This is a genomic window from Wohlfahrtiimonas sp. XWW7, assembly GCF_056716055.1.
In genome coordinates this window covers 2,360,993-2,373,689 of the sequence record NZ_CP168032.1, presented here as the reverse complement: position 1 = coordinate 2,373,689, position 12,697 = coordinate 2,360,993, and the positions used below count along the sequence as shown (strand labels likewise).

Sequence of the window (12,697 nt, the reverse complement as noted above, 5' to 3'; positions counted from 1 at the left end):
AATATGTCAACCATTAAGGATGCATACTTGAAAGAGATAGAACAGCGTGGTTATAACGTTGATCCAATTCAATTAAGAGTGGCAGAAGAGTACGATAAACTCAAAACTAAGATCATGAATGATGAGCCTGCTGTGGATACGAGTAAGGTTTCATTTTTCCAGAAGTTAATGAAAACTGTGCCAGATAATGCTAAGCGTTATGCAGATCCTCGTGGGATTTATATTTATGGGCGAGTGGGGCGCGGTAAAACATTTTTAATGGATCTGTTTTATAACAACATTGATGTACCAAAGATTCGTAATCATTATTATCATTTTATGCAAGATGTACATAATGAATTGCGCAGCTTTGCAGGTGAAACCGATCCATTGAAATTGGTGGCAAAAAGTTACGCGAAAAAGTGCAAAGTGCTCTGTGTGGATGAATTCCATGTAATTGATATTACAGATGCAATGATTTTATATCGTTTACTAGAATCTTTCTTGGATGAAGGTATTTTCTTTATCACAACTTCAAATCGTGAACCTGATGAATTGTATAAAAATGGTTTGCAGCGCGAGAAATTCTTGCCTGCGATTGAAATCATTAAAAAACGCTTAGTTTCTGTGCCTTTAGATAGTGACAATGATTATCGTATGCGCCATTTGGAAGCCGCAGATGTTTGGTTTACAGGTTCTGTAGATGAACAACAAAAACATTTTGAAGCATCATTTGATGATTTAGTTGGACACAGCGATGGCCCAATCACACGTGATATTAATGGCCATTCATTTGAAATGCTCAAAGTGGGTGGTGATGCAACTTGGTTTACGTTCAAAGAAGCTTGTGCAAAACCTCGCGCATCTCAGGATTTCATCAAGTTAGCTTCTGAATATGGCACTGTATTTTTAAGCGGCGTACCATTATTGAATCGCGATCGTCAAAATGAAGCGCGCAGATTCGTCATTATGATCGATGAATTCTATGATCAAGGCGTTAAAGTTGTGATTGGCGCAGAAACTTCCTTAGCAGATTTGTATGAATCCAAAGGTACGAATGCTTTAGATTTTGAATTCGATCGCACAATGAGCCGATTGATCGAAATGCAATCAGAAACGTATTTACAGCAACCTAAGAGACAGGCATAAGGGAAAGTAATGAGCACTTTTAGCTTAGAGAACTCAGTCAAAAATTTTATTACTGCTTTGGAAAAAACAGATTTCCAAGGTGATGTAGATGCTAATGAAGCCGCAAGACTGGTTCATTCAGTAGACAATTCCATTTATGAAGTGAAGCCAGCGGCTGTTATTTATCCGAAAAATAGCGATGATGTGGCAATTGTGACGCAACTATTGTCTCAGCCTGAATTTCACGGTGTTAATATTACGGCAAAAGGTGGCGGCACAGGGACAAATGGTCAATCTTTAAATCAAGGAATTATCTTAGATTTATCTCGCCACATGAACCAGATTTTAGCTTTTGATGCTGAAAAACACCAAGTGATCGTGCAAACAGGCGTTGTGAAGGATCAATTGAATGCATTTTTGAAACCGCATGGTTTTTTCTTTGCACCTGAATTATCAACATCGAACCGCGCAACGATTGGTGGGATGATCAACACAGATGCTTCAGGGCAAGGCAGTTATACTTACGGTAAAACAAGTCATCATGTTGTGTCTTTGAAAGGTTATTTACCGAATGGCCAATTCATTGATACGAATGAAATTGATCCATTACAGCAACAAATTGCTGGCGTGATCGCGCCTGAAGTGGATTCGATGAATGCACATTTTCCTGAGCTCAATCGCTTTGTGACAGGCTATGATGCGAAGCACTTCTTTGATGATGACAATCATAACTTGAAGCATTTGCTCTGTGGTGCGGAAGGTACATTGGCTGTTTTAACAGAGGCAACATTGAATGTGTTGCCGATTCCTAAATATAGTGCATTGGTATTGTTAAGTTATGATGATTTTATTGAAGCATTGAGGCATTCAACCTATTTGATGGATGCGCCTATGACGCCAACATCTATTGAAGTTATGGATGATCGTGTTGTTGAGCGTGCGCGCAATGACTTTATTTGGGAAGCAAACCAACAATATTTTGAAGGCGTGGATTATGATCGCTTGAAAGCCATTTTATTGGTGGAGTTCAATAGTGATGATGAAGTTGAATTACAAAAATCAGTGGAATCTTTTGCGGATTATATGAAGGCAAGCAACTATGCATCATTGTTATCTTCCAATGTGTTGAATGGTGATGCTGCCATTAAGAACATCTATGCGCTTCGTAAACGTGCAGTTGGCTTGTTGGGTAATATTAAAGGCGAACGCAGAACGATGGCATTTGTGGAAGATTGCGCTGTGCCACCAGAAAGCTTGGCGGATTTCATTGTGGAATTCAAAGCTGTATTGGATCAAGAAGAACTGATCTATGGTATGTTTGGCCACGTGGATGCGGGCGTATTGCATGTTCGCCCTGCTTTGGATCTCAAAACAGAAGCTGATCGTGAAAGAATCCGTAAAGTCAGTGATCAGGTTTATGATTTGTGTGTGAAATATAAAGGTGCATTATGGGGTGAGCATGGTAAAGGCGTTCGTTCAGAATATTGCGAGCCTTATTTTGGTCAGTTCTATCCAATCATTCGTGCGATTAAAACAGCATTTGATCCACATAATCAGATGAATCCTGGGAAAATTGCAGCGCCATTGGGCTCTGATTCAGCTTTATATAAAGTGGATTCAACACCAATGCGCGGGCAAAAAGATCAATTGATCACAGAGAAAATGTGGAATGAATATCGCCGTGTGAATTTCTGTAACGGCAATGGCGCATGTTTCAACTATGATCTCCATTCTCCAATGTGCCCAAGCTATAAAGCAACGCGTGATCGTGTTCAATCGCCGAAAGGTCGCGCTGTATTATTGAAGGAGTGGGAACGTCGTCGTTGTACTGATGAAAATACGCCAGAATTTGAAGAAGAGATTTTCACAGCATTACAATCTTGTTTAAGTTGTGGAAGCTGTACTTCTGAATGTCCTGTGATGATCAATATTCCAAATGGCCGTTCTCAGTTTGTGGAAGAGTATTATAAAACGCGTAAACGCCCATTGATTGATCATGTTTTGGCGCAGGCTGAAGAAAATGCACCATTGATGTATAAAATGCGAAACATCACTAATCCATTGTTTAAATTACCTATGACTAAAACGATCATGAAAAAGATTGGTTTAGTGGATGCTGCAACACCACAAGATAATGGTATTCCAGCTTTGGTGAAAGCAGGTAAGTTGACAGAGTGGACGATAGCGGATGTGGAGCGTATCAATGCTTCTCATATCGAAAATGCAGCAAATTCAGTGATCATTGTACCTGATGCACTGACAGAATTTTTTGATGGCAAAGTGTTAAAAGATTGCGTAGAAGTATTGCATTCTTTGGGCTTAAAAGTTTATTTAGCACCGTATCAAAATTCAGGTAAGGCTTATCATGTATTGGGCATGCGTGATCAATTCACAATGACGGCTGAAAAGCAAAACAAAATGTTGTTAAAGCTGGCTAAATTGAGCATTCCAATGATTGGCATTGAGCCACCAATCACCGTATTGTATCGTAAAGATTATCGTCAAATGTTTGGGGATTTTGTGGAAGTTAAGTTGGTGCAAGAATTCCTAGTGGATTATCTGAGCCAGAAAGATCATGCAGAGAAAACTGAACTGAAGGATAAATTTTATTTGTTGAGCCATTGTATGGAAAAAACTGCTGTACCAAATGCGCCAAGTTTATGGCAAAAAGTATTTAAGCATTTTGGTTTAGGTGTTGAAATTGTACCAACAGGATGCTGTGGAATGAGTGGTGCTTTCGGGCATTTAGCAAAGCAAGTGGCATTGTCTGAGAAGATCTATGATCAGTCATGGCGTGTACAAATTGATGGCATTGCAGAGAAAAATCATGTGATGGCGACAGGTTTCTCATGTAGAACGCAAGTGGATCGTTTTTCTAAAGTATCAGCATTGCATCCAATTTCTGTGTTGAATCAAAGCTTGTAATGATCTAGCAAAATTATTTCATATCACCATCCCTTCTTTTGAAAGGGATGGTTTTATCAGTGGTTTTTATAGATGGGTGAAATTAAAATTTTTGTAAATTACATGGATTTATGGCGGAATCTTCCTACAATGTGACTTCGTAAGTCATAAAACGGAGAGTTTTAAATAATGAAATGCCCAGTTTGTGTTGATGCAACATTGGTAATGTCTGAGCGTAAAGGGATTGAAATCGATTATTGTCCTGATTGTCGTGGTATTTGGTTGGATCGCGGAGAGATTGATAAAATCATAGAAAGATCAGTTGAGGAAATGATGGCAGATGCGCCAGCAGCTCAACAATCAGCACCGCAAAGAGCGCCACAACAGTCTCAATCACAACCTTATCCGCATCATCATCACGAAGATGATTATCATTATAGAAAGAACAAAAAGAAGAGTTTCTGGATGGAATTATTCGACTAATTGAAAGATTGAATTACATAGTAGAAAGCCCATGGAATGTGGGCTTTTTCTTGTTAGATGGAAATATTATGCTAATCAATATTCACTTCAAAAGTTTGTTTGATGTTTTGCAGTGTCACCATGGTTTTAAAGCCATTGATGTTCTCATCATTGAAAAGTAATCGCTCTGATAATGCTTCATATTCAGACATATCAGCAACTGTCATAATGAGCAAGAAATCAAAATCACCTGTGACTAAGTACACTTGCTGGATTGCCGATGTTGATAGGAAAATAGATTTATGATGATCCATTGCCACAGTGTGTTTATTCTTGATTCGTACTTCCACGATCAATGTAATGGGTTTGCCAAGCTTCTTATTATCGATGATGGCAATATTGCCTTTAATATAACCATCGGCCTCTAAAGCAGCAATGCGGCGATTCACAGCAGAAGGTGATAAATTGACTTGTTCAGCTAATTCACGCTGTGAAATTTTATTATCGCGTTGGAGCAGTTGAAGTATTTTTTTATCAAAACCGTCTAATTCCATAAATCATGCCTATATCAAATAGTTAAAGCTAATGTACATTTATACCTTATTTTTAAAGATAAAACCTCATTTTTAGATCACTAAAGATGAGGTTTATGCGAATAGTTGATGAAAGATCAATTATTTAGTAAGCATTTCTTCGAGAAACAGGTGCGAAGCTGTTTGCTTGTGCTGTTGCCCATACAGAAGCATAGAATTGGCTTGGAATATTATCGCGCAACAACGCACCAGGCTCGATATAGTAATAAGTATTCGAGAATAGGCGAACTTCATTATCTGTCGTTCTCAATACTAAATGGTGCGGTTCTAGCTCATTCACATGGCTAATGCCCGCTGAACTTAACATTTCAGCCAAAGCATGCAATGTATTGCGGTGATAATTATGAACGCGATTCACTTTATTTGTGACATCCAAACCCTTTTGGCGCATTAAATCTTGTGTTGCGATCCCTGTTGGGCAGGCATTTGTATGGCAACTTAATGATTGAATACAGCCTAGTGCAAACATGAATCCACGCGCTGAGTTAACCCAGTCTGCGCCGATTGCCAATGTGCGGGCAATGTCAAAAGCACTGATGATTTTACCGCTGGCGCCAATTTTGATTTGATCACGAAGGTTCGCACCAACCAAAGTATTGTGAACAAACAATAAACCTTCACGTAATGGTGAGCCAATATGATCTGCAAATTCAATCGGTGCTGAACCTGTGCCACCTTCTTTACCATCCACAACGATAAAGTCTGGCGTAATGCCTGTTTTTAACATTGCTTTTACGATGGCTGCAAATTCCCAAGCATGACCAATACATAATTTAAAACCAACAGGTTTACCATCGCTTAATTCACGTAATCTTTGGATGAATTCTAGTAATTCAATTGGGTTTGAGAACTCAGAGTGATAAGGTGGTGAAATACAATCTTTATCCATTGGTACACCACGAGTTTCAGCAATTTCAGGTGTGATTTTATCTTTCGGTAAAACACCGCCATGACCAGGTTTAGCGCCTTGGCTAATTTTAACCTCAATCATCTTAACTTGTGGTAATAACGCTTTTTCTCTGAATTTTTCAGGATCAAATTGACCATCTTCAGTACGACAACCAAAATAACCACTGCCTAATTCCCAAATTAAATCACCACCATTTTTTAAGTGATAAGGGCTGATACTGCCTTCACCTGTGTCATGTGCGAAGTTACCTAATTTAGCACCGCCATTTAGCGCTAAAACTGCGTTGGCACTTAATGCGCCAAAGCTCATTGCGGAAATATTAAAGATGGATGCGCTGTATGGCTGCTGACATGAATCACCACCAATGGTTACGCGAAATTCATCAGGGTTCGGCATTGCAACAGGTGCCATAGAATGGTTGATGAATTGAAAGCCTTTTTCATACACGTTTTGGATCGTACCAAATGCACGGTTTGAGTTATGATTTTTTGCACGATTATAAACCAATTCACGTTGTCCATGTGTGAACGGTACGGCTTCAGAATCTGACTCAATAAAATATTGGCGGATTTCAGGGCGGAAATGCTTAAGGAGATATCTCAAGTTACCCAAGATTGGATAATTTCGACGGACGGCATAAGTTGCTTGTGAGATATCAACAATGCCAATGATTGACAGCACCAGCGCGACTACAAAAACGATCTTTCCTAGAGGGAAATTAAGTGCGATGGAAGCGATGGTTGTAGCAATTGCAATTAAGAAAAGGGAATAGCGTCCCAAATATGCAACAGCAGTCATGATATCTCCTTTGATAAATGATGAGAATGGCTTAGAATAAATGGGCGATATAATACGCTATATTGGTTTAAATTATAAGGATTTGAAGCTCAGATGTTATTAAAAAATCGAAAGAATGCGATATATAATGATTGGGACTATAGATCCGTGCCTTCTATTCCCTTTAGAAATCAAAAATATAGTATTGATCGTGCAATTTTAAGCCTCATTCGTCCTAAAAATAATGATGAAGAGATTGGTGTGAAAATACAGATCAGGCGTGCAAGGCAACTTGCATATATTGAGCCATGGTTCCAATTTTTTCTCCCAGATAAGCTCAAAGGTTTACTTTTTATCAGTACTTTGGGGAAAAAGTTTTGGGTGATTGGTGCTGCAAATTCTTTGGCGGCCAATAATTTTAAGTTTTATCAAAAAGAGATTCGCCAAACATTGGAGAATCATTTGAACAATATTTCTAAGAAAGATTGGGAAATTCCAGAGTTTTATGTTCAAGTATTGCCGTTTAAACATGAGGATATTCCGCCAGAGTTTTCAGAAAAACCTGTGACGCAGTTTGCAGTACGTTCCAATAAAAGTTTATTGGCCAGTAAAACAAATCGTTCAATCGATGATATCCTAGCAAGCATGATGGATAACGCTAAAAAACATGGAAGATAATATATCCCCTGAAGATCGCCAAAAAGAGAAACGCTATTGGTTCGAGCGTGCACTGAATCTATTAATGCGTAGAGAGCATAGTGTTGTCGAATTAAAGCAGAAGTTGACGATCAAAGGCTGTCGAGATGAATTGGTGGATGAGATCATCGAAGATTGTATCTCTGCCAATTATTTAAGTTTAGAAAGATTTGCTGAAGTTTTTGCTAGAAACCAAGCGCAATTAGGTTATGGGCCGAAAAAAGTTCAATTTTTATTAAAGCAACATCAAGTGCCGAGCGATTTAATGGACATTGCATTAGAAGAGGTAAATTTTGATGAGGCTAAAGAGATAGCGTTGCGTAAAATTGGGCAAAAACCAGAGCCAAAATTAAGAGCGGCGTTATATCGCCGAGGTTTTTAATGAAAGCGCCTGATTTTTGGCAGTCAAATAATTGGGTTTCAACATTGTTGAAACCTTTGTCTTGCCTGTATCAATCTTTATCTGAAAAAAATAAATGCAAAAAGCTGAAAGTGCAGAAAAAACTCTCTGTGCCAGTGATAGTTGTGGGTAATATTAATGTGGGTGGCACAGGGAAAACGCCAGTCACCATTGCGTTGATCAGTGAATTGCAGCAACAAGGCTTAAAAGTTGGTTTAATTTCTCGTGGCTATGGGCGCAAAGATGAATCTCTCATTGTGAGTGATGAAAAAGCATCTTCAGAATTGTTGGGGGATGAGCCTTATTTGATTCACAAAAAAACGAATGCGCCCGTTGCTGTGGCTAGTCAGCGCTATGATGCTGGCTTAGCTTTGCTGGAAAAATATCCTGATTTGGATGTGATTGTGAGTGATGATGGCTTGCAACATTATGCTTTGCATAGAGATTTTGAAATTGCTGTGTTTGGTAAGCAAGGCATTGGCAATGGTTATGTCATGCCAGCAGGGCCACTTCGTGAAAGTGTAAATCGTTTAAAAACCGTAGATGCAATCGTGACAATTGACGATGAGCAGCAGTTTTTACTTCCATATTTACAAAAATGTTATAAGATAGCGCAGCGGTTGGGTGTGCCTTATCAATTAAATAATTTTAAACAAACTCGAGAGTGGAATGAATTCTCTCATGTCAGTGCCATTGCGGGCATTGCGCACCCGAGTAATTTTTTTAACGCTTTATCAGCCAAAAGCATAGAAGTTAGCGCTTATCCTTTTGGTGATCATCATACTTATCGTGACACTGATTTTACTAATATGGTAGAACCAATCTTAATGACAGAAAAAGATGCGGTTAAGTGCACGCAAATTTTAAACGACCATGATGCTTGGGTTGTACCATTGGAGACAACATGGCCATCGGGTTTTATCGAATTGATCATTCAACATATTAATTTAGAAAAGAATATTGAGAAAATCGATCCAAAGAATTTTATAGGAGACAGTGAATGTCCAAATTAACAGAAGAACAACAAGCATATTTTTTAGAGTATGCAAAAAATGATGCAAAATTTAAGGAAGAGCAAGAGAAATATACACTTGCCATTCCAAGTCGTACTTTTATTCAAGAAGCATTGAATGTTGCGAAAAAGGTAACATTTGACGAATTGGCTGCAATTTTTAACTTAACAGAAGAGTGGCAGTTAGAAGCTTTGAGTAATCGCTTGTACATCATGAATAAAGCTCGTCAGTTGCATTGTAATTCTCGTGAAGAGTTTATGCCTGTCGGCGGTGATGATACTGTGATTGGCTTATTTGAAGGTTCTGTAGAAGGTCACGGTTATGTGACTGTGAAAGATCAAGATACAATCTATATTTCACCAAAAGATTGTAAAAATGTGATGCACCATGATGAAGTTGAAGTGGTGATTACAGGCGTTTTTCGTTCCAAATCTATGCGCCAAGGCCGAGTTGTTAAGATTGTGAAACGCCATTTGCGTGAAATGATCGCACGTATTTCAATGTACGATGGTAGCGCTTTGGCTGTGCCAGAAAATCGTAAAATTTCACAACACTTTTTGATTTTGCCTGAAGCGTTGAAAGAGGTAAAAAATCACGATTTAGTGAAAATTGAGGTGGATCAAGAAGCTCTGAATAAAGGTAGTTTTATTGCCAAAGTGACAGAGGTTTTTGGTCGTAAAATGACGAAAGATATCGCCATTTTGCAAGCAATTATGGAGCATCAATTACCGCATGAATTTTCAAAAGCGACAGATGAATTGTTAAAAACGATACCAGATGAAGTGAGAGAAGAAGATAAGGTTGGTCGTAAGGATTATCGCCATTTACCTTTGGTGACGATTGATGGCATTACAGCGCGTGACTTCGATGATGCTGTTTATACAGAAAAAATGGAAGATGGTAATTTTAAATTGTATGTTGCCATTGCGGATGTTGCACATTATGTGAGAACAGGGAATGCAATTGATGCAGATGCTATTAAGCGCGGTACATCGGTTTATTTTCCAGATCGTGTGATTCCAATGTTGCCAGAGAAGTTATCCAATGGTTTGTGTTCATTGAATCCAGATGTGGATCGTTTATGTATGGTATGTGAATTGATCATTGCGCCAAATGGTGAAATGCTTAAGTTTGAGTTCTTTGAAGGTGTGATGCGCTCGCATGCACGTTTAACTTATGAGTTGGTGGCAGAATTGATTGCAGAAGATAATCCGATTCAAGAGGATTATGCAGAAATTATGCCGCATATTTTGAATTTATATCATTTGTATAAAATATTGCGTAAGGCGCGTGATCAACGTGGTTCCATTGACTTTGAAACCAAAGAGACAGAAATCATTTATAACGATGAAGGTTTAATTGATAAGATTGAATTTGTAGTGCGCAATGAAGCGCATATGATCATCGAAGAATGTATGATTGCAGCCAATATTGCAGCGGCAACATTCTTAGAATCTAATGAATTGCCTGCTTTGTATCGTGTTCACGCAAAACCGCCTGAAGAGCGTTTGAATAAATTACGTCGCTTTTTAGTGGAGTATAATTTGGGCGTGGAAGGCGGTGATGCACCTGAGCCAAAAGATTTTGCAAAGACTTTAGCAATGGCTTCAGAATTGCCTGTATTTGATATCATTCAAACAATGATGTTGCGTTCTATGGCACAAGCAGTTTATCAGCCTGAAAATGAAGGTCACTTTGGTCTTTCCTTAACGCATTATGCGCATTTTACCTCGCCGATTCGTCGTTATCCTGATTTAACAGTACATCGTGGCATCAAATATCTAATCAATAAAGGTAAAGAAGGTGCAGTTAAATATCCATATACTGAAAAAATGATGGTGAGCTTAGGTGAAAGCTTATCTGAAATGGAGCGTCGTGCCGATAGTGCTGTGGCGGATGTAGTTGCATGGTTGAAATGCGAATATATGCAGCAGCACATTGGTAAAGTTCTATCTGGACGCGTTTCAGGTATTACGAAATTCGGTGTATTTGTTGAGTTAGATGATATTTATATCGAAGGCTTGGTGCATATGTCGAAATTGCCAGGAGATTATTATCATTTTGACGATATTCGTTACCGATTAGTGGGTGAAGCAACGGGCACATTGATTAAGTTGAACGATGCTGTTGTGGTGCGCGTTTTGGATGCAAATCCTGAAACAAAGTTCATTGATTTTGAAATGATCACTTTGCCTAAAAATGCCAAGCTGAGTAAACGTGAGCGTGAAGCTATGTTGGCAGAAATTGCGGCAGCAAAAGCGATGGAAAAAGCAACGCGTAAACAATCATCTAAGAAAGGGCGACCAAGTAGTAAACCTAAAGAGAAACGACGCTGCTCAAGCGAGAAGCGTAAAATGGTTGCTAAAAAAGTGTCAAAACCTAGCAAGAAAGTTAAAAAGAAAGGTTCTAGCAAAAAAGGAAAGAAGTAATCTTTTAAATGTTTCGGCATTGCTATTAATTCCGTGTGAAATGTTTTAAAATGCCGAGTTATTTTGTGTCATTGACTAGTGTAAGGATGAAAGGATTATGAATAAGCCCCCTAAGTATAAACGTATTTTGCTTAAACTCAGTGGTGAAGCTTTAATGGGATCAGGTAATTACGGTATCGAGCCAGAAACGATCGGCCGTATTGCGGATGAGATCCAATCATTGAATGCAATTGGTGTAGAAGTAGGCGTTGTCATCGGGGGAGGTAATATTTTCCGTGGTGCAGGTTTGGCGAACAAAGGTATGGATCGTGTAACAGGCGATCATATGGGAATGTTGGCAACTGTGATGAACTCTTTAGCACTGCAAGATGCTTTAGAAAATCGTAATGTTTATGTGCGCGTGATGAGTGCAATTCGCATCAATGAAGTATGTGAAGATTATATTCGTCGTCGTGCTGTTCGCCACTTGGAGAAAAAACGTGTAACGATTTTTGCAGCAGGCACAGGTAATCCATTCTTTACAACAGATTCAGCAGCAGCACTTCGCGCAATTGAAGTGAATGCAGACATCATGTTGAAAGCAACAAAAGTGGATGGTGTTTACAATGCTGATCCAAATAAAGATCCAAACGCTGTAAAATACGATGTTGTGACATACAAAGAAGCCTTAGCTAAAGATTTAGGCGTGATGGATGCGACAGCATTGGTTATGTGTCGTGAAAACCACTTGCCAATTCGTGTATTTAATATCTTCAATCCAGGTGATTTAGTGCGCACTGTATGTGGCGATGATATCGGTACATTGGTAACTGAATAATAACTAATTTATTTGAGTGAATTAAGGAAATCAGATTTATGATTAATGAGATTAAGCAAGATGCTGAGCATCGCATGAAAATGTCCATTGAAAGCTTGAAAAATGCATTGCAAAAATTAAGAACTGGCCGTGCACATACAAGCTTATTGGATCACATTGAAGTTGAATTTTATGGTTCCCCAACGCCATTGAGCCAAGCTGCGAACATTAGCGTGATTGATTCTCGTACTTTGGGGATAACGCCATGGGATAAAAACATGGTTGCACCGATTGAAAAAGCAATCATGATGAGTGATTTGGGATTGAATCCTGCGACATCGGGGACTTTGATCCGTATTCCATTGCCGCCATTAACTGAAGAACGTCGTCGTGATATGGTTAAAGTGGTTAAAGGTGAAGGCGAAAATGCTAAAGTTGCCATTCGTAATATTCGTCGTGATGCTAATCAGAAATTGAAAGATGCAGAATTGTCTGAAGATGAAGTTCGTCGTGGCGAAGATGTTGTGCAAAAAATTACAGATGCAATGACAGCAGAAGTAGATGCAGTATTAGCATCGAAAGAAAAAGAATTGATGGAGATTTAATTCTA

11 protein-coding genes are annotated in these 12,697 nt (G+C 38.8%); 9 read left to right on the top strand and 2 right to left on the bottom strand.

What is annotated here, in order from left to right:
- Positions 1-3 precede the first annotated feature (3 nt).
- The 3 genes from zapE to ACA100_RS11365 all read left to right on the top strand — a co-directional run bounded on the left by zapE (position 4) and on the right by ACA100_RS11365 (position 4,494).
- Complete coding sequence (gene zapE / locus ACA100_RS11375; protein WP_481077822.1) at positions 4-1,128, top strand: cell division protein ZapE; 1,125 nt, start codon at positions 4-6, stop codon at positions 1,126-1,128.
- A 9-nt stretch (positions 1,129-1,137) separates the two neighbouring features.
- Positions 1,138-4,032: an FAD-binding and (Fe-S)-binding domain-containing protein gene (locus ACA100_RS11370; protein WP_481077821.1), complete on the top strand. Its 2,895-nt coding sequence runs from the start codon at positions 1,138-1,140 to the stop codon at positions 4,030-4,032.
- Between the two features lie 168 nt (positions 4,033-4,200).
- Positions 4,201-4,494 (top strand): TFIIB-type zinc ribbon-containing protein, encoded by a 294-nt coding sequence (locus tag ACA100_RS11365; RefSeq protein ID WP_481077820.1) that lies wholly within the window; start codon positions 4,201-4,203, stop codon positions 4,492-4,494.
- A 71-nt stretch (positions 4,495-4,565) separates the two neighbouring features.
- Here the strand turns inward: ACA100_RS11365 and ACA100_RS11360 are convergent, their stop codons facing one another.
- Both ACA100_RS11360 and ACA100_RS11355 read right to left on the bottom strand, forming a co-directional pair.
- Complete coding sequence (locus ACA100_RS11360; protein ID WP_481077819.1) at positions 4,566-5,027, bottom strand: Lrp/AsnC family transcriptional regulator; 462 nt, start codon at positions 5,025-5,027, stop codon at positions 4,566-4,568.
- 124 nt (positions 5,028-5,151) lie between these two features.
- Positions 5,152-6,774, bottom strand: a complete 1,623-nt coding sequence (locus tag ACA100_RS11355) for an FMN-binding glutamate synthase family protein (RefSeq protein WP_481077818.1) — start codon at positions 6,772-6,774, stop codon at positions 5,152-5,154.
- Positions 6,775-6,867: 93 nt separating this feature from the next.
- Between ACA100_RS11355 and ACA100_RS11350 the strand changes: the two genes are divergently transcribed.
- From ACA100_RS11350 to frr, 6 genes are all read left to right on the top strand, one after another.
- Positions 6,868-7,431, top strand: coding sequence for a hypothetical protein (locus tag ACA100_RS11350; protein ID WP_481077817.1), 564 nt, complete (start codon positions 6,868-6,870; stop codon positions 7,429-7,431).
- Complete coding sequence (locus tag ACA100_RS11345; protein WP_481077816.1) at positions 7,421-7,831, top strand: regulatory protein RecX; 411 nt, start codon at positions 7,421-7,423, stop codon at positions 7,829-7,831. Before ACA100_RS11350 ends, ACA100_RS11345 begins: the two co-directional genes overlap by 11 nt.
- Complete coding sequence (gene lpxK, locus ACA100_RS11340) at positions 7,831-8,862, top strand: tetraacyldisaccharide 4'-kinase (RefSeq protein ID WP_481077815.1); 1,032 nt, start codon at positions 7,831-7,833, stop codon at positions 8,860-8,862. The genes ACA100_RS11345 and lpxK overlap by 1 nt, the downstream gene beginning before the upstream one ends.
- Positions 8,850-11,291: a ribonuclease R gene (rnr, locus tag ACA100_RS11335; protein ID WP_481077814.1), complete on the top strand. Its 2,442-nt coding sequence runs from the start codon at positions 8,850-8,852 to the stop codon at positions 11,289-11,291. The genes lpxK and rnr overlap by 13 nt, the downstream gene beginning before the upstream one ends.
- Positions 11,292-11,388: 97 nt before the next feature.
- Positions 11,389-12,108 (top strand): UMP kinase, encoded by a 720-nt coding sequence (gene pyrH / locus ACA100_RS11330; RefSeq protein ID WP_481077813.1) that lies wholly within the window; start codon positions 11,389-11,391, stop codon positions 12,106-12,108.
- Between the two features lie 38 nt (positions 12,109-12,146).
- A complete protein-coding gene (frr, locus tag ACA100_RS11325) occupies positions 12,147-12,692 on the top strand; it encodes a ribosome recycling factor (protein WP_481077812.1) in 546 nt (181 codons plus the stop codon).
- The last annotated feature ends 5 nt before the right edge of the window (positions 12,693-12,697 follow it).

What these genes read in the sequence shown, in the direction of transcription:
- ACA100_RS11370 (WP_481077821.1), top strand. Translation starts at nt 1,138, where the DNA reads ATGAGCACTTTTAGCTTAGAGAACTCAGTCAAAAATTTTATTACTGCT.
- frr (WP_481077812.1), top strand. Translation starts at nt 12,147, where the DNA reads ATGATTAATGAGATTAAGCAAGATGCTGAGCATCGCATGAAAATGTCC.
- ACA100_RS11350 (WP_481077817.1), top strand. Translation starts at nt 6,868, where the DNA reads ATGTTATTAAAAAATCGAAAGAATGCGATATATAATGATTGGGACTAT.
- rnr (WP_481077814.1), top strand. Translation starts at nt 8,850, where the DNA reads ATGTCCAAATTAACAGAAGAACAACAAGCATATTTTTTAGAGTATGCA.
- pyrH (WP_481077813.1), top strand. Translation starts at nt 11,389, where the DNA reads ATGAATAAGCCCCCTAAGTATAAACGTATTTTGCTTAAACTCAGTGGT.
- ACA100_RS11355 (WP_481077818.1), bottom strand. Translation starts at nt 6,774, where the DNA reads ATGACTGCTGTTGCATATTTGGGACGCTATTCCCTTTTCTTAATTGCA.
- ACA100_RS11345 (WP_481077816.1), top strand. Translation starts at nt 7,421, where the DNA reads ATGGAAGATAATATATCCCCTGAAGATCGCCAAAAAGAGAAACGCTAT.
- ACA100_RS11365 (WP_481077820.1), top strand. Translation starts at nt 4,201, where the DNA reads ATGAAATGCCCAGTTTGTGTTGATGCAACATTGGTAATGTCTGAGCGT.
- zapE (WP_481077822.1), top strand. Translation starts at nt 4, where the DNA reads ATGTCAACCATTAAGGATGCATACTTGAAAGAGATAGAACAGCGTGGT.
- ACA100_RS11360 (WP_481077819.1), bottom strand. Translation starts at nt 5,027, where the DNA reads ATGGAATTAGACGGTTTTGATAAAAAAATACTTCAACTGCTCCAACGC.
- lpxK (WP_481077815.1), top strand. Translation starts at nt 7,831, where the DNA reads ATGAAAGCGCCTGATTTTTGGCAGTCAAATAATTGGGTTTCAACATTG.